Source organism: Kribbella sp. VKM Ac-2569, assembly GCF_004216905.1.
Lineage (GTDB): Bacteria > Actinomycetota > Actinomycetes > Propionibacteriales > Kribbellaceae > Kribbella.
Genome location: NZ_SGXJ01000004.1, coordinates 243976 through 267544, shown reverse-complemented (window position 1 = coordinate 267544; position 23569 = coordinate 243976). Strand labels below are relative to the sequence as shown.

The following is a 23569-nucleotide window of genomic DNA, read 5'->3' as shown; positions in this document are numbered from 1 at the left end:
GTCTTTCCACCGGGGATCCGCGTGTGGCGGCCGCTACCGTGGGCAAGTTGACGGTTTTACTGCAGACAGGTTGGAAGGCTGAGTCATGACATCGCAGGCACGTCTCGTCGGCGGCCGGTACGAAGAAGGCGAACCGCTCGGCCGCGGCGGCATGGCGGAGGTCCGCAGGGGCCTCGACAACCGGCTCGGCCGGAGCGTCGCGATCAAGCGGCTGCGCGTCGACCTCGCGAGTGACGCCACCTTCCAGGCGCGGTTCCGGCGCGAGGCGCAGTCGGCCGCGTCGCTGAACCACCCGACGATCGTCTCGGTCTACGACACCGGCGAGGAGCCGGACCCGAACGGCTCCGGCGTCACCATTCCGTACATCGTGATGGAGCTGGTGACCGGCAAGACGCTGCGGGATCTGATCCGCGAGGGCCGCAAGATCATGCCGGAGCGGGCGCTGGAGATCACCTCCGGCGTGCTCGAGGCGCTCGACTACAGCCACCGGGCCGGCATCGTGCACCGCGACATCAAGCCCGGGAACGTGATGCTGACCCCGCAGGGCCAGGTCAAGGTGATGGACTTCGGCATCGCCCGCGCGGTCGCCGACACGTCCTCCACGATGACCCAGACCGCGGCCGTGATCGGCACCGCGCAGTACTTGTCCCCGGAGCAGGCCCGCGGCGAGACCGTGGACGCCCGTTCCGACCTGTACTCGACCGGCTGCCTGCTGTACGAACTGCTCACCGGCCGCCCGCCGTTCGTCGGTGAGTCGCCAGTGTCGGTGGCCTACCAGCACGTGCGGGAACAGCCGCTGCCGCCGTCGTCGTTCGACCCGGACATTCCGCCGGAGGTTGACGCGGTCGTCCTGAAGGCGCTGGCGAAGGGCCGCGAGGAGCGGTACCAGAGCGCGTCCGAGATGCGCGCCGACATCCACCGGGTGCTGGCCGGCCAGCAGGTGACCGCGCCGATGGCGGCGGTCGCGGAGACCCGGTCGATGGCACCGACCGCGATGGCGCCGACGGCCGCGACCCAGCAGTACCACCAGACCTCGGCGAACGACCTGCTGCCGCCGGGCGGCGACGACCTGGACGAGGCGCAGGACGCGCGGTCCCGCCGCAACCGCGGCCTGGCCTACTTCCTGCTCGGCCTCGCGATCGTCGCGATCGCGGTCGGCGCGTACGCGCTGTTCTCGAACATGAACAAGGACGACAAGGCCGGCGGTCAGACGTCCGCCACCCCGCCCGCCAAGGTCGCCGTACCGGATGTCAGCGGCAAGTCGGTCGCCGCCGCGACCGCGTTGCTCGCCGACAAGGGTCTGAAGTTCGCGCAGGGACCGTCGGAGACCAGCGACACGGTCGGCCGCGGCTCCGCGATCCGGCAGACCCCTCCAGCGGGCACCGAGGCCGAGCAGGGTTCGACGGTCACCGTGGTGTTCTCGTCCGGGCGAAGTGCGTTCCCGGTGCCGGATGTGATCGGCAAGTCGGAGTCCGCGGCCCGCAAGGCGCTCGAAGGCACGTCCGCGAACTTCGAGGTCAAGGACAAGACGATCGAGCAGGACAGCGACCAGAAGAAGGGCATCGTGCTCGCGGTCAGCCCGGACCCGACCGGGCAGTATCCGTCGGGTCAGGAGTTCACCCTGACGATCTCCAGCGGCAAGACGAACGTCGACGTACCGAATGTCGTCACCCAGACGTTCGACGACGCGAAGCTGACGCTCGAGCAGGCCGGCTTCCGGGTCGGGCAGACGTTCGGCAACGACCAGAACCAGGCCGAGGGGACGGTCCTCAACCAGTCCGTGAAGGCCGGCACCAAGGCGCCGAAGGGCTCGCTGATCACCCTCACGGTGAACAAGCTCCAGCCGACCACCACGCCGTCGAGCACTCCGACCGAGTCGGAGTCGCCACCGCCGTCGACACCGACGTCGCCGGCCATCACGATTCCCGGCGGATAGACGACAGAACCCCCGGAGCGACCGCGCTCCGGGGGTTCTTCAGTTCTACGGACTAGCTGACGACCGGGGCCAGGCCGGCGGAGCGGGCGACCGCGTCCGGGTCGCCGCACATCTCGAGCCAGTTCGCGAGCATCCGGTGGCCGCCCTCGGTCAGCACCGACTCCGGGTGGAACTGCACGCCCTCGACCGGGAAGTCACGGTGCCGGGCGGCCATGATCACGCCGGCCTCGGTCCGCGCGGTCACCTGGAGCTCGTCCGGCACGGTGTCCTGCGCGATCGCCAGCGAGTGGTACCGGGTCGCGGTGAACGGCGACGGGAGTCCGGACAGTACGCCGGCACCCTCGTGGAACACCTGGCTGGTCTTGCCGTGCAGCAGCTCGTCCGCGCGGCCGACGACCCCGCCGTACGCGACGCCGATCGCCTGCAGGCCGAGGCACACCCCGAAGATCGGGACCTCGCGGCCCTTCTCCTTCACGATGTCGACGCACGCGCCGGCCTCTTCCGGCGTACCCGGACCGGGGGAGAGCAGCACGCCGTCGTACTCACCGGCCTGCTCAGGGGTGACCTCGTCGTTGCGCAGCACGGTGGTGTCGGCCTGCAGTTGCTGCAGGTACTGCACCAGGTTGTAGACGAAGGAGTCGTAGTTGTCGACGACAAGGATCCGCGGCATGCGGTCCATTATCGCCCGCTGGCGGTCGGGCTTGTCGAGGGAGTCCGCGGGAACCCGGGAACCGTCGCGCTCTGCAGGTCCAGGGTGCCCTCGTACGCCGGCATCGAGATCGACGACTCGTTCTTCACGTCGTACCCGAGCTGGAACTTCACCACGTAGTCCTGCAGGTTCTCGATGTACTGCGAGTCGTCGAGCGCCTTCTGCAACTTCCGCCGGTCCCCGATCGCGGTGATCTTGTACGGCGGGAGGTACGGGACGCCGTGCAGTACGACAGAGTTGCCGACGCACTTGATCCCCGTGGTGGAGATGACCCGGTGGTTCTGGATCGAGATCGCGTCCGCACCGCCGGCCCAGAGCGCGTTCACCACCGCCTGGATGTCCTGCTGGTGGATCACCAGCCAGTCGGCGTCGACGTCCGGGTTCTCCTTGACGACCTCGGACGGCGCGTCCTTCAGCGTCACGGTCAGCCCCGGCCCGGTGACCGGCGTGGTGCCGACCGCGTCGGACAGGTCCTTGAGCTGCTTGGCCAGCGCCGGGTCGATCGACCCCTGCTGCGCCTGAAGCTTCTCGATGTCCTGGGTCAGCGCCGCGTGCTGCCGGACCAGGCTGGCGCTGCGCCGGCTCTGTTCCTCCACGAGACCCGCGAGCGTAGTGTTACGGCTGGGCCGGAGGTCGGTACCCCGGGCGTTGGTGGCGCTGGTCGCGAACAGCAGACCGGCGCACAGCAGCGCCAGCGGCGCGCCTGCACGCCACAGCGAAATCCGCCTCAACCTACGCACCCGTGATCTCCACATTGCTCTCTGCACTACGCTAACCCGGACCGGACCCGCACAGGTCGTAGCGGTCAGCTTATGCGTCCGTCCTTACAAGGAGTTCAGTCGTGCCCGAGTCGAGCAGTCGCCCTAAGAAGAAGACCGAGAAGGTCAAGGCCGAGAAGACCCCGAAGAAGCCCCGTTCCACCAGTCGCGTGTGGGTCGCGCCGCTGATGCTGGCGTGCTGGCTGCTCGGACTCGCCTGGCTGGTCGTCTTCTACGTGGCCGGCCAGGACATCCCGGTGATGAAGGACCTCAACAACTGGAACCTGCTGATCGGCATGGGCCTGATCGCGGTCGGCTTCGTCGTCTCGACCCAGTGGGTCTGACCGAGTTATCCACATCCGTATCCCCAGTTGTGCACACCGATTCCGGTGAGTTATCCCCAGGTTGGGCGATAGTTCTCCACTGAAAGCGACCGAAACTGGCTCGAATCTGTGGATAAGTCAGGTTTGAGCCGGGCAGTTTCCACATCGTTCACGTCGGCAGCGGGCGGTTGTCCACGACCTTCTTCATCACGATCGTGGACGTCAGCCGCTGTACCCCGGGCAGTCGCGCCAGCCGCTCGTCGCGCAGCTTCTGGAATGCGGCGATGTCCGCGGTCACGACCCTGACGAAGTAGTCCGGCTCTCCGAACAGCCGCTCGGCCTGCACCACCTCGGCAATCTCGGCCAGCCCGGCCTCGAACCCGGCGACCGATTCCTCCCGGTCCATCGTCACCGCCAGCAGCACCTCGAACCCGTGCCCGACCGCGGCCCCGTCGACGACCGCGCGGTACCCACGGATCACCCCGGCCCGCTCGAGCTCCCGCAACCGCCGATGACACGGCGCAGCACTCAACCCGACGCGCTGCGCGAGTTCGGTGACGGTCAGCCGGCCGTCTTCCTGGAGCACGGCAAGGATGTTGCGATCAATGGCATCCACAGCAAAGATCTTAGCTCTCAAGGCAGCCAACCGGCATAAAGTCGCACGAAACCGTCGGCGATTCGGCAGTAATCTTGCGCCATGCTCGACCTCCTGCCCGTCATCGCCGCCGCTTTCGGTATCCCGCAGTACCTTCCGCAACTCCTCAAGCTGCGCCGGACCGGTGACACGGCCGGCGTCTCCTGGTCCTGGGCGACGCTGACGAGCATCAACAACGCGGCGTGGTTCGGCTACTTCATGGCGTCGGGCTACTGGACCGCGAGCCTGCCCTCCACCGCCGCGGCAACGCTCGCCGGCACCCTCTCGGTGATGCTGGTACGCCGTGGTGCGCTGAACGCACGCGCCGTCGGCTGGATCGCGTGCTGGGCGGGACTGCTCGCGGTCGGCGCGATCGTCGGCGGCCGCATCGGGCTGGGAACCCTGCTCGCCGCCGCCTCGATCGTCCAGGTGACGCCGTCGCTGTGGACGGCGTACCGAACCGCGCACCCGACCGGGATCTCGCCGGGCACCTGGGCGCTGGTCCTCGGAGAGCTGTCCTGCTGGCTCCTCTTCGGCCTGTCGAACGCCGACGTACGCCTGACCACCCTCGGCGCCACGGGTGTGCTCGCGAGTCTGCTGATGCTCGCTCGGGCACGCACTACCAGCCGTCAGCGGACCGTCACGAATGACCCCATCGACGCCGGGAACGCCCGGGCGTAACGTCGAAATCGCCAGTGAACGATCCGCGAGACAGGGAGGGTTCTCAGATGTTCGTTCAGGTCATTCAGGGGCAGGTCACCGATGCCGAGCAGGCACACACGGCCATGGATCGGTGGATGGAAGAACTGGCGCCCGAGGCGTCCGGCTGGCTGGGGACAACCGCCGGTGTCACCGCGGACGGCAAGTTCATCGCGCTGGCTCGTTTCGACTCCGCCGACGCCGCGCGGCGGAACAGCGACAGCCCGGCACAGGACAAGTGGTGGCACGAGTTCTCGTCGCTGCTCAGCGACGGAGCCACCTTCCACGACACGGAGGACGTGGTCCTCGACACGCACGGCGACCCGGACAGGGCCGGATTCGTCCAGGTGATGCAGGGCGCCGGCAGCAACCCGGACCGCGCGCGGGAGCTGATGGGTCAGCACCGCGACGAATGGGCCGCGTTCCGTCCCGAGCTCCTCGGCAGTGAGGTCGCCATGTACGACAGCGGCGACTACACGATGGCGATGTACTTCACCTCCGAGGCCGAGGCCCGTGAAGGCGAGCAGAAAGAGGTGCCGCCGGAACTGAAGGCGGAGATGGACGAGATGAACAGTCTCTCCTCCGGCCCGCCGGAGTTCTACGACATCGAGCACCCCTGGCTGTACTCACCCAAGTAGACAGCCACCCGAGGCGGCCGCGACGGATCCCGTCGCGGCCGTCTCCTTCTACGTAGGGATATACGTAGACATGTGCGCACCCGTGTGCGTATAGTTCTACGTAGGAGGAGACAAGCGATGCCGAACAAGACGATCTATGTGTCCGATGACGACCTGCCGCTGTACAAGCGGGCCCAGGAGCTGGCCGGGAACCTGTCCTCGGCGATCTCGATCGCACTGCGCAAGTACGTCGAGATGGAGGAAGGCCGGTTCGAGGGGTACGAGGAGATCACCGTGCGGGTGGGCCGGGGCACCGGCCGCAAGCAACGGTTCTCCGGCGTACTGCTCGCGGAAGGCGGCCGGTCGAGCAGTTCCGGGTACGAGGCCTTCAAGGTCTACCGCAGCCGGACCGGCAAGTTCGTCCTGCACGCGGACCGCCGCAGCCAGTTCAAACAGAACGCCGACGACGAGCGCTACCTCACCGGGTGGCGTTCCTGGGTCGGCAACTGGAGCAGCGACCAGTCCTGGAGCATGGCGCAGGGCGAGGCCACGCTGCATGTCGTGGACACGGTCGACGAGCTCCGCGAACTGATCCCCGAGGACCTCTACCAACTCGTCGAGGAGGCCGCCGATCAGCCGGCGGTCGAGGATCTCGACATCTAACTGAACCCACACCACCACTGGACGCCGACCGCCGGCCGTCCGGCTGGTGAGGCACGCCCAAATCCTCCTCCTGCAGACCCGTCAACCACCCCGGGTCAGGTTCACCCTGCCCGAAATCACCCAAGGATCCCTCATGTCAGCAGCGATCGACGTCCGGGGACTGCGCAAGTCCTACGGCGAGAAACTCGTGCTCGACGGCATCGACCTGAACGTTGCCGAAGGCACCATCTTTTCCCTGCTCGGCCCGAACGGCGCCGGCAAGACCACCGCGGTGCAGATCCTGTCCACCCTGGTCGCGGCCGACGCCGGCGAGATCCGGGTGGCCGGCCACGACCTGCACCAGTCGCCCGAAGCGGTCCGCGGCGCGATCGGCGTCACCGGTCAGTTCTCCGCGGTCGACGGCCTGATGACCGGCCGCGAGAACCTCATCCTGATGTCCGATCTGCACCACCTCGGCAAGCAGGAGGCCCGCCGCCGGGCGGACGAACTGCTCGAACAGTTCGACCTGGCGGAGGCCGGCAAGAAGCTCGCGTCGACGTACTCCGGCGGTATGAAGCGTCGGCTCGACCTCGCCATGACGCTGGTCGGCAGCCCGCAGATCATCTTCCTGGACGAGCCGACCACCGGTCTCGACCCGCGCAGCCGGCACCGCATGTGGACGTTGATCCGCGAACTGGTCGCCGGCGGCGTCACGGTCCTGCTCACCACGCAGTACCTGGAGGAGGCCGATCAGCTTGCCGACCGGATCGCGGTCCTCGACCACGGGCGACTGGTCGCGCAAGGTACGGCGGAAGAACTCAAGCGGCTCGCGCCAGGCGGGCACATCCGGCTGCGGTTCACCTCGCCGGAGGAGTTCACGCTCGCCGGTCAGGTGCTGCCGACCGCCGTACCGAATCCCGAAGCACTGGTTCTGCAGGTGCCGAACGACGGCAGCGTGCACGCGCTGCGCGACCTGCTGGCCCGGATCGACGACGCCTCGCTCGAGGTTGACGAACTGACTGTCCACACCCCCGACCTGGACGACGTGTTCTTCGCCGTCACCGGTCAGCCCAAGTCCGAAGAGGTGACCGCACGATGAGCACTACCGCAACCGTCCGCCCGATGGCCGACATCGGCACCATGCTGCGCCGCAACCTGCGGCACGCCCAGCGCTATCCCGGACTGTCGCTCGGTGCCCTCGGGATGCCGGTGATCATGATCCTGCTGTTCGGTCTGGTCTTCGGTGACACCTTCTCCGCTGGGCTCGGCGGTGGCGCGAACGGGTTCGACTACATCGACTTCCTGACCCCGGGCATCCTGCTGATGTCGATCGCGTCCGGGACGATGTCGCCCGCGGTCGCCGTCTGCATGGACATGTCCGAGGGCATCGTGGCCAGGTTCCGGACGATGGCGATCTTCCGGCCGGCCGTGCTCACCGGACACGTGCTGGGCAACGTGCTCGTGACGATTGTCAGCCTGGCCCTGGTGGTCGGCTTCGCGGTCCTGATCGGCTTCCGCCCGAACGCTTCGGTCGGAGACTGGCTCCTGGCGGCCGTCCTGTTGATCGGGTTGACCATCGGCCTGACCTGGTTCGCGATCGCGCTGGGGCTGACCAGCAAGACACCGGAAGGCGCGAGCAACGTCGTACTGCCGATCAGCCTGCTGCTGCCGTTCCTGAGCAACACGTTCATCCCGCTGGAGGCGATGCCGAGCGGCATCCGCTGGTTCGCCGAGTACCAGCCGTTCACCCCGATCATCGACAGCCTGCGCCATCTGTTGCTGGGGACGCCGATGGACACCAGCAGCGGCTGGCTCGCCGCCGCCTGGTGCGTGGCGATCGCGGTGGTCGGGTACTTCTGGGCCCAGTCGAGCTACAACAAGGGGACTGTCGCCTAGGACGGTGCGCCCAGGATGTTCGCGCGGCTGCGGATGTGGGCGGGGACCATCAGGTCGCAGTCCGGGTTGTTCTCCGGTGCCCCGGCGACGAGTTGGAGGGGGATCACGCCTGTCCAGTAGGGCAGGTCGAGGTCCTCCTCGTCGTCGTTGGCGGGTCCGGAGCGGGTCTTCACCGAGGCCTCGGTGAGGGAGAGCGCCAGCACCGAGGTCTTCGCCAGCTCCTTGCGGTTCGGCGGGCGGACGGCGGCCGACCGGCCCGGGACGAGGTGGTCGACGATCCGGTTGAGCGCGTGCAGCTTCTCGTCCGGATCGGTGACCAGCCGCGGTACGCCGAAGATCACCGCGGACCGGTAGTTCACCGAGTGGTGGAACGCGGACCGAGCCAGCACCAGGCCGTCGGTGTGCGTGACGGTCACGCACACGGTCTGCTCCGGAGCCGCGACCACGCTCCTGGCCGCGACCGAGCCGTGCAGGTACAGCTCCCCGTCCGGTCCGCGGTCCAGGTCCACGCCGTACGCCGTCGGCAGCACGAGCGGATCGCCGTCGACCACTACGCCGAGGTGGCAGAACATGCCGTCGAGCAGTACGTCGTACAGCACCTGCCGCTCGGTGGCGGCACGTTCCTTCGAGCGACGCAACGAGGTCCGGGCGGTCGGCTGTAACGGCGTAGTGGTCATGTAACTAGGTTCACCTGCGAGTGGACTGGTGGCACGGGCCATTGCGGCTCGAATCAGCTAGTCCATTCGTGCAGCGGGACGGCTTGGCTGATCACGTGGCGGCGCCGGGTCGGCAGGCCCATCGTCGGGTTCTCTGTGCCCCAGGCGGCGCCCTTGCAGATCAGCTCCTTGTAGACGGCCGCCACGCGTCCGCGCAGAGCCGCGTTGACGGCGCGGTCATCGGTGGTGACGTACTGGATCAGCCCGTCCTTGCGCCCCAGCGAGATGCACTGGTTGAAGTAGAACAGCGGCGCGTGCGAGAACTTGCCACCGGTCAACCGGGCCGCGATGGAGTCGGCGGCCTGCCACGCCATCGGCTGACCCGAGGCGCAGGACATCCGCAGCGGCTTGTTCTTCGAGCCCATCGCGTACGCCGCGTCGCCGACGGCGTACACGTCCGGGTGCGAAACGGATCGCATGGTCTCGTCGACCACGATCCGCCCCGTGTCGCTGACCTCCAGCGAGGTCGCCTCCACGATCGGGTGTACGGCGAACCCGGCCGTCCACACCGTGACTGCGGCCGGGATCGCTCCACCGTCGGCCGTCGTCAGCTGATCCGCGTCGACCCGCGTCACCGCCGCCTTCTCGTGCACGGTGATGCCGAGCCGGTCGACGACCTTGCGGAGGTGCCGGCGTCCCTTGGGCGACAGCCAGTCGCCCAGCTCACCGCGGACGGCGAACGCGACGTCGAGATCCGGCCGCGACTCGGCGAGCTCGGTCACGAACTCCACGCCCGTGAGCCCACCACCGACAACTGTCACGGTCTGTCCGGCGGCCAGTGATGCGAGGCGCTCACGCACCCGAAGTGCACCAGGCCGGCTCGCGATCTCGTAGGCGTTCTCCGCGACACCCGGAACGCCCTGCGGATTCCAGCGACTGCCGAGCGCGTAGACGAGGGTGTCGTACTCCAGCTCCTCCGAGTCCAGCGCGACTGTCTTGCGGTCGACGTCCACCCCGGTGACCTTCGCGAACTTCAGTTCGACGCCGGTCCCGGCGAACATCTCGTCGAACGGACGGAACTTGAGGTCCCGGCCGGTGGCCACCTCGTGCATCCGGACCCGTTCCACGAAGTCGGTCTCGCCGTTCACGAGCGTGATGCTGACCTCGTCGCGGTACACCCGGGCGGCGAGACGGCCGGCGGCGACGGCTCCGGAGTACCCGGCGCCGAGAACTACGATGCGGTGCTTCATATTCGTACTCCTGTCGGATTCGGTGTCTCCCCTTGAACCGGGCAGGCCGCCGATTCATGACAGGTAGGCGATGTGAAGCAGGTCACAGGATCGTCGTCAGCGGTTCCCCGTGATCGGAGGCGGCGAACAGCTCTGTGGCGCGCGCCAGCTTGTCCGGGTTCGCCTGGGTGCGTACGGCGGTCACACCGTCGGCGGTGACCTCGAGGCACATGACTCCGATGACCTCGCCGTTCACGACCACCACGAGCGCGGGTTCGCTGTTGGCCGGCCAGGCGTAGACCTCCGCCGAACCGCCGACGTACAGGCGCTTCGCCTCGGTCGGTTTGAACATTCCGCGCAGGAATCGAGCGACCGCCAGCGCGCCCGCGACCGCGGTGGTCCGGGCCGGGACCTTGCCGCCGCCGTCGCCGATCGAGACGGCGTCGGCGGTGAGCAGCCGCACGATCGAGTCGGTCTGGCCGCTGGTGGCGGCGGCGAGGAACTCGTCCACGATCCGCCGCGCCACGGCCTCGTCGACCTCGGTACGCGCCCGGCCGTCCGCGAGGTGCTGCTTGGCCCGGCGGAAGATCTGCTGGCTGGAGGATTCGCTGATCTCGAGGATCTCGGCGATCTCCCGGTGCGGGTAGTCGAACGCCTCCCGCAGTACGTAGACCGCCCGCTCGTTCGGCGAGAGGCGCTCCATCAGCGTGAGTACGGCGTACGACACCGACTCGCGCTGTTCGACGGTGTCCGCCGGGCCGAGCATGGGATCGCCGTCGAGCAGCGGCTCGGGCAGCCATTGACCGACGTACGTCTCCCGCCGCGCGCGTGCGGAGGCGAGCTGGTTGAGGCAGAGGTTGGTGAGTACCTTCGTCAGCCACGCCTCGGGGACCTCGATGCGGGCGGTGTCGGTGGCCTGCCAGCGCAGGAACGTCTCCTGTACGGCGTCCTCGGCCTCGCTCGCCGAGCCGAGCAACCGGTACGCGATGGCCTCGAGCCGACGCCTCGAGCCCTCAAACCGAGACACGTCCTCTGCGGTCATGGTCATACTGCGATCCTAATGAGGTGCAGAGTTCGCTGCCGCTGACGATCGACCGGGCCGCCGGACTGCCGTTGCACCTGCAGCTCGCGGAACAGTTCCGTGCGGCGGTGCTGGACGGGCGGCTCCAGGCCGGTCATCGGCTGCCGTCCACGCGCGACCTCGCGCGGGAGCTCGGGGTCTCGCGGTCCGTGATGCAGGCGGCGTACGACCAACTGCATGCCGAGGGCTGGATCGAGGGGCGGACCGGCGCCGGCACCTTCGTCACGGACGTCGTCCCGTTGCAACCCGCCGTACGACGACGCACGCAGCACCTGCCCGATGCCGACGCGAAACTCCTGACGCTGCGTCCCGGCATCCCGTACATCGCGCCCACGCCTGATCCGGGCTGGCGGCGAGCGTGGCGGGAGGTGTCCACCCAGTCGCCACCGGGCGGGTACGACGACGCGGCCGGGCTCCCCGCGCTGCGCGCCGCCCTGGCGGACCACGTCGCCCGGGTCCGTGGAATCGCCTGCGGCCCGGAGAACGTACTCGTCACCAACGGAACCGTCCACGGGCTGCGGCTACTGCTCACGGTCACGCGGCAGCCCGGCGACCGGATCGCGATCGAGGACCCCGGGTACCTGAACGCGGTCGTCGCCGCCCGCGACCACCGGCTCGAGATCGTCGACGTCCCGGTCGACGAGGACGGCCTGCAGGTCGACGCACTCACCGAGGCCGCCGCCGTCTACGTCACGCCCTCGCACCAGTACCCGCTCGGCGGCCGGCTGCCCGTTGCCCGACGCAACGAACTCGTCCGCTGGGCACGCCGCACCGGGAGCCTGCTGATCGAGGACGACTACGACAGCGAGTTCCGGTACGACGTCGCGCCGCTGCCCGCCCTCGCCCAGCTGGACCTGGAGCGGGTCGTCCACCTCGGGACACTGTCGAAGACGTTGAGTCCCGCGCTCCGGCTCGGCTGGCTGGTCGCGTCCGAGGCGATGGTGGATCAGCTCGCCACGTTCCGGGCCGACTCCGGCGACTGGCCCGGCTGGCCGATGCAGGCCGCGATGCTCGCCATGCTCCGCGACGGGTACCTCGACCAGGCCGTTCGCCGCGGGCGCCGGCTGTACGCGGACCGTCGTACCCACACATGTGCGGTGCTGTCGCCGTACGGGACGGTCGTCGGCCAGGACGCGGGGCTGCACATCACGCTGCTGCTTCCCGACGACGCCGACGATCTGAAGATCGCGGCCGCGGCGCGTGAGGCCGGCGTCGTGGTCGCACCGTTGTCCGAGTACCGCCGTACCGTGCCGGGACCGCCAGGGCTCGTGATCGGATACGCGACGCCGTCGACGTCCGACCTGCACCGAGCCCTGACGATCCTGACCGAGATCCTCAGTCGCCGTTGAGCGGCTCGTAGGGATTGGTGGCCCACCGGAAGTACGCACGCGGCGGGAACGTGCCGCTGCGGCGGCCGAGGCCGTTGATCACCGTGGACGTGCCGTTCGTGTGGCCGACGGCATACTGATACGCGGTCCGGGTGTCGAAGTCGATCCCGACGAGGAACGTGCCGTACTGGCCGCACTTGGTCGCGACGAGCTTCTCGAACCCTTGCCACGTACGGGTCCGGACCGGCTTCACGACCGGCTTCATCGGCGAGCCGGCCGGGATACGGATCGTGTAGAGCGCGCCGCCGCGGGTGTTGGCCAGGAAGGTGTCGTACGTCGCGGTCTTGCTGATCAACGCCATCGACTTCACCGCGGCGAATCCCGGCGCCGACCCGGTCGCCTTGAACCGCCACGGGACGTTGAGGTCGAAGCTCCACCGCCGCAGGGTCCCGTCGCCGGCCAGTCCGTACGCCGTGTTGCGCGCGGTCGCACCCTTTGCCGCGAACTGCGACACCTCCAGCGCCTTGTACGTCGACCACCCGGAACCGACGGGCTGGGAGCCGCGCGGCAGGCCCGGATCGATCTCAGCCTCGTTGGTGAGCGAGTAGTACCAGTAGGACGCCTTGTCGCCCGACACCGCCCAGCCGGAGAGATCGAGTCCGTACCCGTTCGGCACTTGGGTCGAGGTCGACGCCAGCCGGACCGGACCGAGCCCGGTTGCCGGGTCGCCGTCCGGGCCGAAGGAACTCAGAGCGACGTCGCACGTCGCAGCAGCCCGCTCGGCGGTCGTGCCAGTGGCGTACGCGGGCGACACCGCAGCAGCACCGGCCAGCACCAGCACCGGCAGCGCTCTCCAACTCTTCATGTCAGTCGCCGTTGAGCGGGTCGTAGTAGTCGACCGGGCCCCAGCGGAAGTTCACTGCATCGGCGAACGTCCCGTCGACCTTGCCGAGGTTGTTGATCACCGTCGACGTGCCGTTGGCGTGACCAACGGCGTACAGGTAACCGCTCTTGGAGTCCTTGTCGATGCCGAGCAGGAGCGTGCCGTAGTTGCCGCACTTGTTGGCGACCAGGGTCTCGAAGCTCTGCCAGCCGCTGGTCCGGACCGGCTTGACGATCGGCTTCATCGGCGACGTGATCGGGATCCGCACGGTGTAGAGCGCGCCGCCCCGGGTGTTCATGAGGAACGTGTCGTACGTCGGGGTCTTGGCGATCAGCGCCATCGACTTCACGGCGGAGAACCCGGCGTACGAACCGGTGCTGCGCCACGTATTGCCGCTCGTGGTCCAGCGGAACAGCGTGCCGTCGTTGCGCAACCCGTAGGCGATACTGTGCTCCGGCTTCCCCTGCTCGAGGTGCGCCAGCTGCGCGACCTCCAGGGCAGTGAACTTCGACCAGCCGCTGCCGATCCGGGTGTGCTCGTCCATGCCCAGGTTGAAGTTGTAGAACCGCCAGTACAGGCTGTCGCCCTGCACCACCAAGCCGTACGAGTCCTGCCCCGCGACGCTGGGCTCACTCCGGAACGTCGTGCTGAGGCGTACCGTCCCCGCCTGGAACACGTTCGGAACGGTGTAGGGCTTGCCCGCGGTCGGCGGTGTGCCGGCGGTCACCCCGGTGGCGGTATGCGCACCGGCCGCAGTGACCGACCCCGCACTCAGGCTGCACGCCTCAGCCGCCTTCGTCTCACTCGCCTGCGCTACTGAAGTCACCGCGGTCGCAGCCAACGCCACCGCACCAACCACTCCGACAATGCTCCGTCGCTTCACCATGTCTCCCCAGTCTCGTCGCTTCCACAAACCCCGATGCACGACAGACCGCAAAGGTTGTCCACTAATCGCCGTTGAGGGGGTCGAGGTACCAGACGACGCCCCAGCGGTAGTAGACGGGATCTGGGAAGGTGCCGTTGACCTTGCCGAGGCTGTTGATCACTGTCGACGTGCCGTTGGTGTGACCGACGGCGTACAGGTAGCCGGAGCCGGTGTCCTTGTCGATGCCGAGGAGCAGCGTGCCGTAGTTGCCGCACTTGCTCGCGATCATCGCCTCGAAGCCCTGCCAGGTCTTCGTGCGGACCGGTGTGACGATCGGCTTCATCGGCGACGTGATCGGGATCCGGATGGTGTAGAGCGCACCGCCGCGGGTGTTCGCGAGGAACGTGTCGTACGTCGGGGTCTTGCTGATCAGCGCCATCGACTTGACCGCCGCGAAGCCGGGGGCCGACCCGGCACTGCGCCAGCCGGCACCGACGTTCCAACGGAACAGCGTCCCGTCGCTGCGCAGCCCGTACGCCATCCAGTGCCAGGCCTTGCCGTTGGTCTGCTGGAAGTGCGAAACCTCGAACGCGGTGAAGTTCGACCAGCCGCCGCCGATCCGGTTGGTCTGATCGATACCCGAGTTGAAGTTGTAGGACCGCAAGTACAGTGCGTCACCCACCACTGCGTACCCGGTGTGGTCGAGGCCGGCGATGTTGGGCTCGGCCTCGAACGTGGAGCTCAGACGGACCTGACCGGCCGGGAAAACGGGCGGGCCGGTCGGGCTGGGGGTCGTCATCGTCGGTGGCGTGCCGGCGGTGATTTTGGCGCCGGTCTGCGCGCCCGTCGGTGTGACCGACCCTGGATTCATCGAGCAGGCCTCGCTTGCGGCGCCCGTCGCGGTTTCCGCGGCATTCGCGGATGGCACGAACGCCGCGGCGGTCAACACCACCGCACCGGCCAGACTGAAGACAGCGTTGCGTCGCTTCACGGTCCCTCCCCGGATCTAGTTCTTCCATAGATCTTGATGCGGGAGGGAGCGAGATAGTTACGGATCCAGGGGGTTGTTTGCCAGGGCCGGTTGGACGATCGGGGTGTCGCCGTCCCAGGTCAGGTGCGAGAGCCACATGGTGCGGCCCTTCGGATCGGTGCCGACCTGTGCGGGGTCCCACGCGTGGTAGACGAACCAGTCGCCGAGCACCATGTTGTGTCCTGGCCCGGCAGCATCTGGGCTCGACTTCAGGATTGGGTCGCCGGTCTTCACGCACGGACCGATCGGCGACTCGCACAGTGCGTGGCCGACGGCGTACGTCGCCTTGTCGAAGGCGTTGCCGGAGTAGAACAGATGGAACTTCCCGTTCCGCTCGACCATGTACGGCGCCTCGACCAGGTTGCCCTCCCACGGCAGGTCCTGCTTGATCATCCGATGCACTGGCCCGGTCAGCGTGAGGCCGTCGGCGGACAGCTCGGACACGTAGATCCAGGTGTCGACGCCGATCGCGTTGCCGTCGTTCTTCCAGTACAGCCAGCGCCGGCCGGTCGAGTCCTGGAACGGCGACGCGTCGATCGACCCGCCCTCGTCGGCCTGGCTGATGAGCGGCTTCATCGATTTGTCGACATATGGACCTGTGGGGGTGGACGCCACCGCGACGCCGACGGCCTGCCGGTCCGCCGCGGTATCCCGCGACGTGTAGTACATGACGTACCGATCGGCCGCGTGGACCGCGACCTCCGGCGCCCACACCCGTCCAGGGGACGTCCAATCCGGTACCGACGGCAGCGCGTCACCCACCGCCTCCCACGACACCAGGTCGCGGGAGGTCAGCGTCTGCACGTTGCCCAGCGGACCGTTGGTCGCGAAGGCGTAGTAGTCGTTGCCGACCGCAATGATCTGCGGATCGGCGAAGCTGCCGTCGTACACCGGATTGGAGAAGCCCATTATCTGCTTTCGTAGAACTTCAGGTAGTCGAAGGCGGCGACCGGCGGCGGGTTCGCGCCGGTGAACTCGCCGTGTGCATAGAGACCAATGCGAGCCGCTTCCGGCAGCACCCAGGACGCGCCCCAGGTCCAGTTCTTCCCGTCCACCGACGTACCGGCTCGGTAGACGTGTTCACCGGCGGCGTTCTGGTGGTACGCGAGCCGCATCCACAACGTCGGCGCCGAGCGTCCGATCGCGGCCGCGCCGTACGACGTCGCGCCGTCCGACGGCCGTGCCACGAGTTCCCGCCCGTACTCCGTCTGGCGGGTCTTCCAGATCGCCACGCTGCCGAGCCGGGCGAAGTCGCTGTCGTTCAGATACGCGATCATGCCGGCCTGCTGGTAGTTGCGGACGTCGCCCTCGCCGGTGTCGAGGTGGAGCTTGGTCTCCGCGATCCAGCTGTTCCCGGCCGGTGTGGTGTGGAACAGCAGCCCGGCGTTGTTGGACGAGCCGGTCATATCGGCGTTCTCCAGCGGCCACGACAACTTGCCGTCGGCAACGGTCGCCTTGTCGTCCTGACGGACCCACGACCAGTCCGCACCGAGCGGACCGTTGAATTCGTCGCCGGACAGCAGGTCACCAGTCCGCGGTACGTCGGCCAACTTCGTCACCGGCCGTGCTACCGGGCGGACGGTCAGGTTGTCCACCTCTGCCGACCCGAGCCACCGCACCGGCGCCGCCTTCAGCTGCAATCCGGGCACCTGCAGTTGCGCCTCCGCATAGACATCTCCGAGACCGGCGTCGTTCAGTCGTGCTGTCACGGTTGATCCGGAGACCTGCACGGCCAGCTTGTTCCACTGGGTGCGATCGAAGTCGGGCGGCAGGTTCGCGGAGGTCGTACGGCGGCCAACCGTTAGCGTCACGCGATTGTTCGCGACAGTCGCCACCACCTGATTACCCAGGACCGTGGTGAATGAGCTGCCGAGTCGGACGTCCGCCTCTACTCGGAGCGAGCCGGCGGGTGCCGCGGCGCGCGTTTGGGCTACGCCGTTGATGGTTGCAGTGGGGCCGCCGAGCGAGTCGCCCGGTTGTTTGGTGGCGCCTTGGATACCCGCAGCCGGGTCGGTGGAGTCGATGCCGAGGGACGAGCCGGTGGTCGGCGCCGGGACCGGGCCCTCGGACGGGCCGAGGCCGGCGCGGGTGCGGGGCCAGCCGTTGATCCAGTCGATCTTGTCGATCAGCATCGGCCGCCGGTTGATACCGAACGGGTTGGTCAGCCACGGCGTACCGCGATCGATCGCGTGGTAGACGATGTGATCCTGTCCCGCTGCATCGGTGATGAACGCGTGGTGGCCGGGGCCGATCCACTTGTTGCCGTTCTGCGTGATGACCGTCGTACCGCCGACCCGGGAGTCGGTGAGCGCGGCGCTGTCGGCGTCGACGAACGGGCCGCGTGGAGAGCGCGAGCGGCCGGCGAAGACGGAGTACCCAGTGGTCGGACCGGCGCAGCAGTTCATCGACGAGCCCATGAAGTAATACCAGCCGTCGCGGTAGACGACGTACGAGCCCTCGTAGCGGTCGCCGATCGTGACCTGCGTCGGCTCACCGACCGCGTGCATGCCGTCGGGGCTCAGTTCGGTGACGGAGATGCCGCCGTAGAAGCCGCCGTAGTACAGGTAGCGCTTGCCGTCCGCGGCGGTGAGCATCGCCGGGTCGATAGTGCCGAAGAAGCCGCCGTTGCCGTCCGGCTTCGGAGCGACGACCGGGCCGTCGGTGGCGGTCCACGGTCCCGCTGGGGTCGGGGCGGTGGCCACACCGATCGCGGGATCGCCACCGGGGTTGGCCGCGGTGTCGGTGACGGTGAAGTACATGACGTAGTGACCGTCGAGGTATCGGATGTCCGGCGCCCAGAAGAACGAACCGGGCGCGGCCCAGGCCGGCTTGGTCTGGTCGTTGAAGACCGTGCCGAGGTACTCCCAGGAGCTGAAGTCCTTGGTCCGGGCCGTGTGCATCAGGCCGAACGGGCCGTTGGCAACAAGTGGGTCGGAGGTGGCGTACGCGTACCAGTAGCCGTCGCGGCCCTGGATGATCGACGGGTCGGCGAAGGTGTCGGCGAAGCTGGAGCTGATGGCGTTGGTCGTGGTCACCACTGGTGCGGCGGTCGCAGCGGATGTGCCGGCTGCAACGGCAGCCACAGTCAGGACTGCGGCAAGGAGTCGTTTCGAAGGCACGGGCGGGTCCCCTCTCGAATCAACTGCTGAGCTGGATCACGTGCCACGATGCGGGCGGCAGCGTGGCACGGCAGACACCGTCGACGACTTCGGTGGCGTCGACGGTCCGGGGCTGGACCCGGTCCGGATCGTCCGCTGTGTTCACGGCGGAGCGGTCCTCGTCATAGAGCGCCAGGTGCCGGATCACACTTCCGGTCACCGGGATTTCCAGGTCGATCTTGTCGGTCTCGCTCCGGTTCACCACGAAGATCGCGGTCTCTCCGGTGTTCCCGTCGTACGTCGCTGTGCTCCAGAGGGCCGGGATGCGGCCGAAGGCGGAGGTGTCGAGCTCAGGGCCTCCGGTGATCGCGGTCCGCAGCACGGTCGGACCGGCATACTGCGCGGTCAAGGCGAACGGGTAGAAGATCGTCTGCCGCCATGCGCGCCCACCGGGCTCGGTGCGGATCGGGCCGATCACGTTCACCAGTTGCGCGAGGCAAGCGATCTTCACCCGGTCGGCGTGCCGGAGCAGCGTGATCAGCAGGCTGCCGACGACTACCGCGTCGTCGACCGTGTAAGTGTCCTCGATCAGTGGGCCGACCTCGCGGATCGGCAGGCCTAGCTCGCCGGGGAAGTGCTGCTGGTACCAGACGTTCCACTCGTCGAAGGACAGCGTCAGCTCCTTGTCGCTGCGCTTGAGCGCCTTCACGTGATCGGCGGTCGCGATCACCGCGGAGATCATCCGGTCCATCTCCTCGGCGGCCGCCAGGAAACTCGCCTGGTCGCCATCGTGCGGCTCGTAGTACGCGTGCAGGCTGATGTGGTCGACCAGGTCGTAGGTGCGCTCCAGCACGACGCGTTCCCAGTCGCCGAACGTCGGCATCCCGGCGTTGCTCGATCCGCTGGCGACCAGCTCGAGGCCGGGATCGACGCGGCGCATCGCGTTCGCGGTCTCCTCGGCGAGCCGCGCGTACTCCTCGGCGGTCTTGTGGCCGATCTGCCAGGGACCGTCCATTTCGTTGCCCAGGCACCAGATCCGGATGTCGTGCGGCTCCGGGCTGCCGTTCGCGATCCGGCGATCGCCCAGCGCGGTGCCGGCCGGCAGGTTGCAGTACTCCAGCAGGTCGACGGCTTCGCGGATCCCGCGGGTGCCGAGATTGACCGCCCAGATGGGCTGTACGCCGGCCTTGCGCGACCAGGCGACGAACTCGTCGGTGCCGAACTGGTTGGGCTCGATCGCCCGCCAGGCCAGGTCGAGCCGCCGCGGCCGCTCGTCCTTCGGCCCGACGCCGTCCTCCCAGTCGTAGTTCGAGACGAAGTTGCCGCCGGGGTAGCGGATCGCAGTCACGCCGAGCTCGCGGACCAGCGCGAGCACGTCCTGCCGGAACCCGTCCGCGTCGGCGGTGGGATGCCCCGGCTCGTAGATCCCGGTGTACACGCAACGTCCCATGTGCTCGACGAACGAACCGAACACCCGCCGGTCCAGCGCCCCGACCACGAACGCCGGGTCAACCACGAGCCGAGCCACAGGGCCTCCCCAGAGTCGTTTACAACGTTTAACGTGGATGTCTACAACGATTGACAATCGGTGTAAAGGGCTGAGCAATGGCACACTCGGGCGACGGGACGGCGACAGGAGGTTCTCCGATGGCGACCAGGCTGAGCGACGTGGCCGCACGGGCCGGTGTGTCGGTGAAGACCGTCTCGAACGTGATCAACGACTACCCGCACATCACCGCGCGTACCCGGGCCAAGGTCGAGGCCGCGATCGCCGCCCTGGACTACAAGCCGAACGTCAGCGCCCGGTCGCTGCGCAAGGGCCGCTCGGACTTCATCGCACTGGCCATCCCGGAGATGGGTTCGCCGTACTTCGCCGAACTAGGAGCGGCGATCAGCCGGGCCGCGAAGCGTCGCGGGATCACCGTCCTGATCGACCAGACCGAAGGCGAGTCCGCCGCCGAACGGTTCGTCCTGGACGGCATGCGCGGCCAGTTGATCGACGGCATCATCTTTTCCCCGCTCGCCACCGCCCCGGCCAAGCTCACCTCGGCGGACACCGGGAAGCCGCTGGTCCTGCTCGGCGAACGACCAGCCGGCGGCCAGTTCGACCGCGTCGCAGTCGACTCGGTGCAGGCGTCGTACGACGCGACCATGCATCTGGTCTCGATCGGCCGCCGCCGGATCGCGGCGATCGGGGTCGGCGGGACCAGTACCGGAGCGGTCCGGCGGAAGGGATACCGCAAGGCGCTCAAGGCGGCCGGTCTACCGCACGACCCAACGCTCGAGCTGGCCGGGACCGGGTACCACCGGATCGACGGCGCCACGTCGATGCGCGAGCTGCTCGCGCTGCCGGAGCCGCCGGACGCCGTGTTCTGCTTCAACGACCTCCTGGCCCTGGGCGCGCTGCGAACGCTGGCCGACTCCGGACTGCGAGTTCCGGAGGACGTCGCCGTGGTCGGCTTCGACGACATCGAGGACGGCCGGTACCACTCGCCGACGCTGACTACGATCTCGCAGGACACCGAGTGGCTGGCCGAGAACGCGGTCGACCTGATCCTCCAGCGGATCGCGGGAAACGGCGACGCCGCCCACCGCGACCTCGCCGTCCCCTACACCCTGCAGATCCGTGAGTCGACCGGCGGTTAACGCTCGGGGAAGCCGGCAAGCTGCTTGGCCAGACCGTTCTGGGTCTTGCTGACCCGGCCGACCAGGCTGAGGACGGCGTTGCGCAGCGGGCGGATCGCGCGCGGGACGTTCGCGAGTCGGGTCAGGCGGTGTGCGAGGCCGATCACCCGGACCGCTTCTGCACGGCTGTTCGTGGCGTAGGCGTCGAGGCTCGACTCGTCTCCTGATAGCGCGGTCGACAGGGCGTCCGCCAGGGTGACGGCGTCACGCAGGCCGAGGTTCATGCCCTGGCCGCCGGCCGGGCTGTGCGTGTGGGCAGCGTCGCCGGCCAGCAGCACTCGTCCCGTGCGGTACGCGTCGGCGACCCGCTCGTGGATCCGGAACCGCGAACCCCAGACCACCTCGGTGACCTTCGGGTGCGCCTTCCGCGGACCACGGTCGGCCAGCAACCGCTGCGCGTAGGCGAGATCGGGGTGCTCCGGTGCGTCGTGCACCTCGGCCACCAGACGGAAGCTTCCGTCCGGCAGCGGCGCCACCACGAGCAGCCCGGCGGACGCGAAGTACAGCGCGACCTCGTCGACCGGCAGGCCGCCGTCGACGCGGACATCCACCAGGCTGCACGAGATCTGCAGGGTGTTGCCGGGCATCCGGAGGCCGGCGAGTTCGCGGATCGTGCTGTTCATGCCGTCGGCTGCCACGACGTACTGCGCCTTGATCGCGTCGCCGCTGTCGAGCGTGACCTCGGCGCCGTCGGCGGTCTGGGTCAGGCCGGTCGCGGCGTACGGACGGAGCACCGAACCGCCGAGCTCCTCGAGCCGTTCGAGCAGCACCTGCTCGGTAATCGGCTGGGGGATCATCGTCACGAACGGGTAGTCGGTCGGCAGGTCCGCGAAGCCGACCGGGATCAGCTTGCGGTCGCCGGCGCGGATCGCGAAGTCCTCGAGCTCCAGGCCGAGGTCGACTAGCCGCTTGGTGACGCCGAGCTGCTCCAGCACCTCCAGCGTCCGCGGGTGGATCACGCAGGCCCGTGAGGTGTTCGCCCCCGCGGCCTGCTGGTCGACGACCACTACGTCATGTCCGTGCAGCCGGAGCCCGACCGCCACCGCGAGCCCCACCGGACCCGCACCCACCACCACGATTTCTGCCTGCTTCGGAATCATCGTCGCTCCCTTTGTCAACACCTGTTGACTTTCAAGTTAGGGGTCGGAATGGGAAAAGTCAACAGGTGTTGGCATATGCTGGGGACATGGTGGAGAAGAAGTCCGACCGGACCAGGGCGGCGATCCTCGCGGCGGCCCGCGAGCGGTTCGGCGCGGACGGGTACGAGCGGGCGACGATCCGGGCGATCGCGGCGGACGCGGCGATCGACCCGGCGATGGTGATGCGGTACTACGGCAGCAAGGAGAAGCTGTTCGCGGCGGCAGCCGAGTTCGACATCCGGTTGCCGGACTTCGGCGACGTACCGCTGGAATCGCTGGGGGAGGTGCTCGCGCGGCATTTCCTCGAGCGGTGGGAGGCGGACGACTCACTGCGGGTGTTGCTGCGGACCGCGGTCACCAACGAGGTCGCGGTCGAGCGCATGCGCGGAATCTTCGCGGCGCAGCTCGCGCCGACGCTACGGGTGCAGGCAGTCGACCAACCTGACGTACGGGCCGGTCTGGTCGCGAGTCAGGTGCTCGGCTTCGCGCTCTGCCGGTACATCCTCGGCTTTCCGCCGATCGCGACGATGCCTGACGACGAGGTGGTCGCCTGGCTCGGGCCGACGTTGGCCCGCTACTTGACCGCGCCGGCTCCAAGCCAGGTGTGAACGGCGGGCAGCGTCTCCGCCAGCGACGGGAGCTGCGGGTGCCACTTGAGCTCCCACTCGAGTGAGAGCGGGTAATCGGTGCCGTCGAGCACCGTCAGCAGCTCCTGGATCGGGAAGTCGCCGGCGTCGATCGCGACCGGGCGGTAGTCCTGCTGCGAGTCGGCCTGCTTGAACTGGACCAACGTGAGCCACGGCCGCAGCAGGGCGAACGACTCGGCCAGAGTCTCACCGTGCGACCAGGTGTGCGACGTGTCCCAGAGTGCTTTCACGTTGTGGCCGGGGACGTCGGTGTCGAGCAGCGCACAGAACGCGGCGACCTGCCGGGCCGTCGAGTGAGAGTCGTGCGTCTCCAGCAGGATCGGGACGTCCTTCGGAGCGGTCGTCACGCGGTCGAGCGCGCGGATCTCACCGGCGCTCGGGCCTTCCGGCGTACCCTCACCGGGATCGTCACCGGGGAACACGCGGACGCCGAGGGCGCCGAGGTCCGCGGCGAGTTCGAGGTGGGCCTCGAGCGGCTGCTCCTCGACCGCGCAGAGCTTCACGTAGCTGCTGACCGCGAATATCTCCAGGCCGGCGTCCTCGATCCGGGTCCGCAGCTCACGGCGCTGCGCCGCCGACAGGCCGATGTGCGTGAACTCGTCCGGCGCGGCCCGTAGCTCCAGGCCGGTGAAGTTGTTGCCCTGGGCAAGTTCCAGGACGTCTTCGAGTGCAGCTCCGGGGCAACCGAGGGTGGCGAAACCTAAACGCATGCTG

Annotated in this window: 24 protein-coding genes; 10 read left to right on the top strand and 14 right to left on the bottom strand. The window is 68.3% G+C overall.

The genetic code is table 11. The features are described 5' to 3' along the window. Positions 1-85: 85 nt before the first annotated feature. Entirely contained in the window at positions 86-1936 is a 1851-nt protein-coding gene (gene pknB, locus EV649_RS27785; protein WP_130386557.1) for a Stk1 family PASTA domain-containing Ser/Thr kinase, read from the top strand. A 52-nt stretch (positions 1937-1988) separates the two neighbouring features. On the opposite strand, the gene EV649_RS27780 is transcribed toward pknB, so the two are convergent. Both EV649_RS27780 and EV649_RS27775 read right to left on the bottom strand, forming a co-directional pair. Then, complete coding sequence (locus EV649_RS27780; protein ID WP_130386556.1) at positions 1989-2606, bottom strand: aminodeoxychorismate/anthranilate synthase component II; 618 nt, start codon at positions 2604-2606, stop codon at positions 1989-1991. Positions 2607-2614: 8 nt separating this feature from the next. After that, positions 2615-3385 carry a DUF881 domain-containing protein gene (locus tag EV649_RS27775; RefSeq protein WP_130386555.1) on the bottom strand — a complete coding sequence of 257 codons (771 nt, stop codon included), beginning with the start codon at positions 3383-3385 and terminating at the stop codon, positions 2615-2617. A gap of 101 nt (positions 3386-3486) precedes the next feature. Here EV649_RS27775 and EV649_RS27770 point away from each other — a divergent pair, with 101 nt between their 5' ends. After that, a complete protein-coding gene (locus EV649_RS27770; protein ID WP_130386554.1) occupies positions 3487-3747 on the top strand; it encodes a cell division protein CrgA in 261 nt (86 codons plus the stop codon). Between the two features lie 148 nt (positions 3748-3895). Here EV649_RS27770 and EV649_RS27765 read toward each other — a convergent pair whose 3' ends face one another. Further along, the gene (locus EV649_RS27765) at positions 3896-4342 is read right to left on the bottom strand and encodes an Lrp/AsnC family transcriptional regulator (protein WP_130386553.1); all 447 of its coding nucleotides are present in this window, start codon (positions 4340-4342) and stop codon (positions 3896-3898) included. Positions 4343-4423: 81 nt separating this feature from the next. Between EV649_RS27765 and EV649_RS27760 the strand changes: the two genes are divergently transcribed. The 5 genes from EV649_RS27760 (at position 4424) to EV649_RS27740 (ending at position 8214) form a co-directional block, all read left to right on the top strand. Next, on the top strand, positions 4424-5041 hold the full coding sequence (locus EV649_RS27760; protein ID WP_130386552.1) for a hypothetical protein: 618 nt from the start codon (positions 4424-4426) through the stop codon (positions 5039-5041). Positions 5042-5088: 47 nt separating this feature from the next. Then, entirely contained in the window at positions 5089-5697 is a 609-nt protein-coding gene (locus tag EV649_RS27755; RefSeq protein WP_130386551.1) for a hypothetical protein, read from the top strand. A gap of 117 nt (positions 5698-5814) precedes the next feature. Next, positions 5815-6339 (top strand): EXLDI protein, encoded by a 525-nt coding sequence (locus EV649_RS27750; protein ID WP_130386550.1) that lies wholly within the window; start codon positions 5815-5817, stop codon positions 6337-6339. Positions 6340-6472: 133 nt separating this feature from the next. Next, a complete protein-coding gene (locus EV649_RS27745) occupies positions 6473-7417 on the top strand; it encodes an ATP-binding cassette domain-containing protein (RefSeq protein ID WP_130386549.1) in 945 nt (314 codons plus the stop codon). Further along, positions 7414-8214 (top strand): ABC transporter permease, encoded by an 801-nt coding sequence (locus tag EV649_RS27740; RefSeq protein WP_130386548.1) that lies wholly within the window; start codon positions 7414-7416, stop codon positions 8212-8214. Before EV649_RS27745 ends, EV649_RS27740 begins: the two co-directional genes overlap by 4 nt. Here EV649_RS27740 and EV649_RS27735 read toward each other — a convergent pair. The 3 genes from EV649_RS27735 to EV649_RS27725 all read right to left on the bottom strand — a co-directional run bounded on the left by EV649_RS27735 (position 8211) and on the right by EV649_RS27725 (position 11147). Then, positions 8211-8891 carry a pyridoxamine 5'-phosphate oxidase family protein gene (locus EV649_RS27735; protein ID WP_130386547.1) on the bottom strand — a complete coding sequence of 227 codons (681 nt, stop codon included), beginning with the start codon at positions 8889-8891 and terminating at the stop codon, positions 8211-8213. The two genes, EV649_RS27740 and EV649_RS27735, sit on opposite strands and share 4 nt — an antisense overlap. 53 nt (positions 8892-8944) lie before the next feature. Continuing rightward, positions 8945-10120, bottom strand: coding sequence for an FAD-dependent oxidoreductase (locus EV649_RS27730; protein ID WP_130386546.1), 1176 nt, complete (start codon positions 10118-10120; stop codon positions 8945-8947). Between the two features lie 82 nt (positions 10121-10202). After that, positions 10203-11147: an RNA polymerase sigma-70 factor gene (locus tag EV649_RS27725; RefSeq protein WP_130386545.1), complete on the bottom strand. Its 945-nt coding sequence runs from the start codon at positions 11145-11147 to the stop codon at positions 10203-10205. 17 nt (positions 11148-11164) lie between these two features. Between EV649_RS27725 and EV649_RS27720 the strand changes: the two genes are divergently transcribed. Beyond that, positions 11165-12529 (top strand): PLP-dependent aminotransferase family protein, encoded by a 1365-nt coding sequence (locus tag EV649_RS27720; RefSeq protein ID WP_130386544.1) that lies wholly within the window; start codon positions 11165-11167, stop codon positions 12527-12529. Here EV649_RS27720 and EV649_RS41775 read toward each other — a convergent pair. From EV649_RS41775 to EV649_RS27690, 6 genes are all read right to left on the bottom strand, one after another. Next, positions 12516-13373, bottom strand: a complete 858-nt coding sequence (locus EV649_RS41775) for a hypothetical protein (protein ID WP_241998745.1) — start codon at positions 13371-13373, stop codon at positions 12516-12518. The genes EV649_RS27720 and EV649_RS41775 overlap by 14 nt on opposite strands. 1 nt (position 13374) lies before the next feature. Beyond that, complete coding sequence (locus tag EV649_RS27710) at positions 13375-14277, bottom strand: hypothetical protein (RefSeq protein ID WP_241998743.1); 903 nt, start codon at positions 14275-14277, stop codon at positions 13375-13377. A gap of 61 nt (positions 14278-14338) precedes the next feature. Then, positions 14339-15247 carry a hypothetical protein gene (locus EV649_RS27705; RefSeq protein WP_130386543.1) on the bottom strand — a complete coding sequence of 303 codons (909 nt, stop codon included), beginning with the start codon at positions 15245-15247 and terminating at the stop codon, positions 14339-14341. A gap of 57 nt (positions 15248-15304) precedes the next feature. Then, positions 15305-16195 (bottom strand): glycoside hydrolase family 43 protein, encoded by an 891-nt coding sequence (locus tag EV649_RS27700; protein ID WP_130386542.1) that lies wholly within the window; start codon positions 16193-16195, stop codon positions 15305-15307. Then, positions 16195-18369, bottom strand: a complete 2175-nt coding sequence (locus EV649_RS27695; protein WP_130387158.1) for a family 43 glycosylhydrolase — start codon at positions 18367-18369, stop codon at positions 16195-16197. Before EV649_RS27695 ends, EV649_RS27700 begins: the two co-directional genes overlap by 1 nt. A gap of 55 nt (positions 18370-18424) precedes the next feature. Then, positions 18425-19912 (bottom strand): alpha-N-arabinofuranosidase, encoded by a 1488-nt coding sequence (locus EV649_RS27690; protein ID WP_130386541.1) that lies wholly within the window; start codon positions 19910-19912, stop codon positions 18425-18427. A gap of 119 nt (positions 19913-20031) precedes the next feature. Between EV649_RS27690 and EV649_RS27685 the strand changes: the two genes are divergently transcribed. Further along, entirely contained in the window at positions 20032-21030 is a 999-nt protein-coding gene (locus tag EV649_RS27685; RefSeq protein ID WP_130386540.1) for a LacI family DNA-binding transcriptional regulator, read from the top strand. On the opposite strand, the gene EV649_RS27680 is transcribed toward EV649_RS27685, so the two are convergent. After that, entirely contained in the window at positions 21027-22169 is a 1143-nt protein-coding gene (locus EV649_RS27680; RefSeq protein ID WP_130386539.1) for an NAD(P)/FAD-dependent oxidoreductase, read from the bottom strand. The genes EV649_RS27685 and EV649_RS27680 overlap by 4 nt on opposite strands. A gap of 86 nt (positions 22170-22255) precedes the next feature. Between EV649_RS27680 and EV649_RS27675 the strand changes: the two genes are divergently transcribed. Next, the gene (locus tag EV649_RS27675; protein WP_130386538.1) at positions 22256-22816 is read left to right on the top strand and encodes a TetR family transcriptional regulator; all 561 of its coding nucleotides are present in this window, start codon (positions 22256-22258) and stop codon (positions 22814-22816) included. Here the strand turns inward: EV649_RS27675 and EV649_RS27670 are convergent. Beyond that, the gene (locus EV649_RS27670; RefSeq protein ID WP_130386537.1) at positions 22783-23565 is read right to left on the bottom strand and encodes a TIM barrel protein; all 783 of its coding nucleotides are present in this window, start codon (positions 23563-23565) and stop codon (positions 22783-22785) included. The genes EV649_RS27675 and EV649_RS27670 overlap by 34 nt on opposite strands. Between the last annotated feature and the right edge of the window lie 4 nt (positions 23566-23569).

Coding starts and splice junctions, on each gene's coding strand:
- pknB (WP_130386557.1), top strand. CDS start 86: ATGACATCGCAGGCACGTCTCGTCGGCGGCCGGTACGAAGAAGGCGAA.
- EV649_RS27780 (WP_130386556.1), bottom strand. CDS start 2,606: ATGCCGCGGATCCTTGTCGTCGACAACTACGACTCCTTCGTCTACAAC.
- EV649_RS27760 (WP_130386552.1), top strand. CDS start 4,424: ATGCTCGACCTCCTGCCCGTCATCGCCGCCGCTTTCGGTATCCCGCAG.
- EV649_RS27755 (WP_130386551.1), top strand. CDS start 5,089: ATGTTCGTTCAGGTCATTCAGGGGCAGGTCACCGATGCCGAGCAGGCA.
- EV649_RS27750 (WP_130386550.1), top strand. CDS start 5,815: ATGCCGAACAAGACGATCTATGTGTCCGATGACGACCTGCCGCTGTAC.
- EV649_RS27745 (WP_130386549.1), top strand. CDS start 6,473: ATGTCAGCAGCGATCGACGTCCGGGGACTGCGCAAGTCCTACGGCGAG.
- EV649_RS27740 (WP_130386548.1), top strand. CDS start 7,414: ATGAGCACTACCGCAACCGTCCGCCCGATGGCCGACATCGGCACCATG.
- EV649_RS27735 (WP_130386547.1), bottom strand. CDS start 8,891: ATGACCACTACGCCGTTACAGCCGACCGCCCGGACCTCGTTGCGTCGC.
- EV649_RS27730 (WP_130386546.1), bottom strand. CDS start 10,120: ATGAAGCACCGCATCGTAGTTCTCGGCGCCGGGTACTCCGGAGCCGTC.
- EV649_RS27725 (WP_130386545.1), bottom strand. CDS start 11,147: ATGACCATGACCGCAGAGGACGTGTCTCGGTTTGAGGGCTCGAGGCGT.
- EV649_RS41775 (WP_241998745.1), bottom strand. CDS start 13,373: ATGAAGAGTTGGAGAGCGCTGCCGGTGCTGGTGCTGGCCGGTGCTGCT.
- EV649_RS27710 (WP_241998743.1), bottom strand. CDS start 14,277: ATGGTGAAGCGACGGAGCATTGTCGGAGTGGTTGGTGCGGTGGCGTTG.
- EV649_RS27700 (WP_130386542.1), bottom strand. CDS start 16,195: ATGGGCTTCTCCAATCCGGTGTACGACGGCAGCTTCGCCGATCCGCAG.
- EV649_RS27685 (WP_130386540.1), top strand. CDS start 20,032: ATGGCGACCAGGCTGAGCGACGTGGCCGCACGGGCCGGTGTGTCGGTG.
- EV649_RS27680 (WP_130386539.1), bottom strand. CDS start 22,169: ATGATTCCGAAGCAGGCAGAAATCGTGGTGGTGGGTGCGGGTCCGGTG.
- EV649_RS27675 (WP_130386538.1), top strand. CDS start 22,256: ATGGTGGAGAAGAAGTCCGACCGGACCAGGGCGGCGATCCTCGCGGCG.
- EV649_RS27670 (WP_130386537.1), bottom strand. CDS start 23,565: ATGCGTTTAGGTTTCGCCACCCTCGGTTGCCCCGGAGCTGCACTCGAA.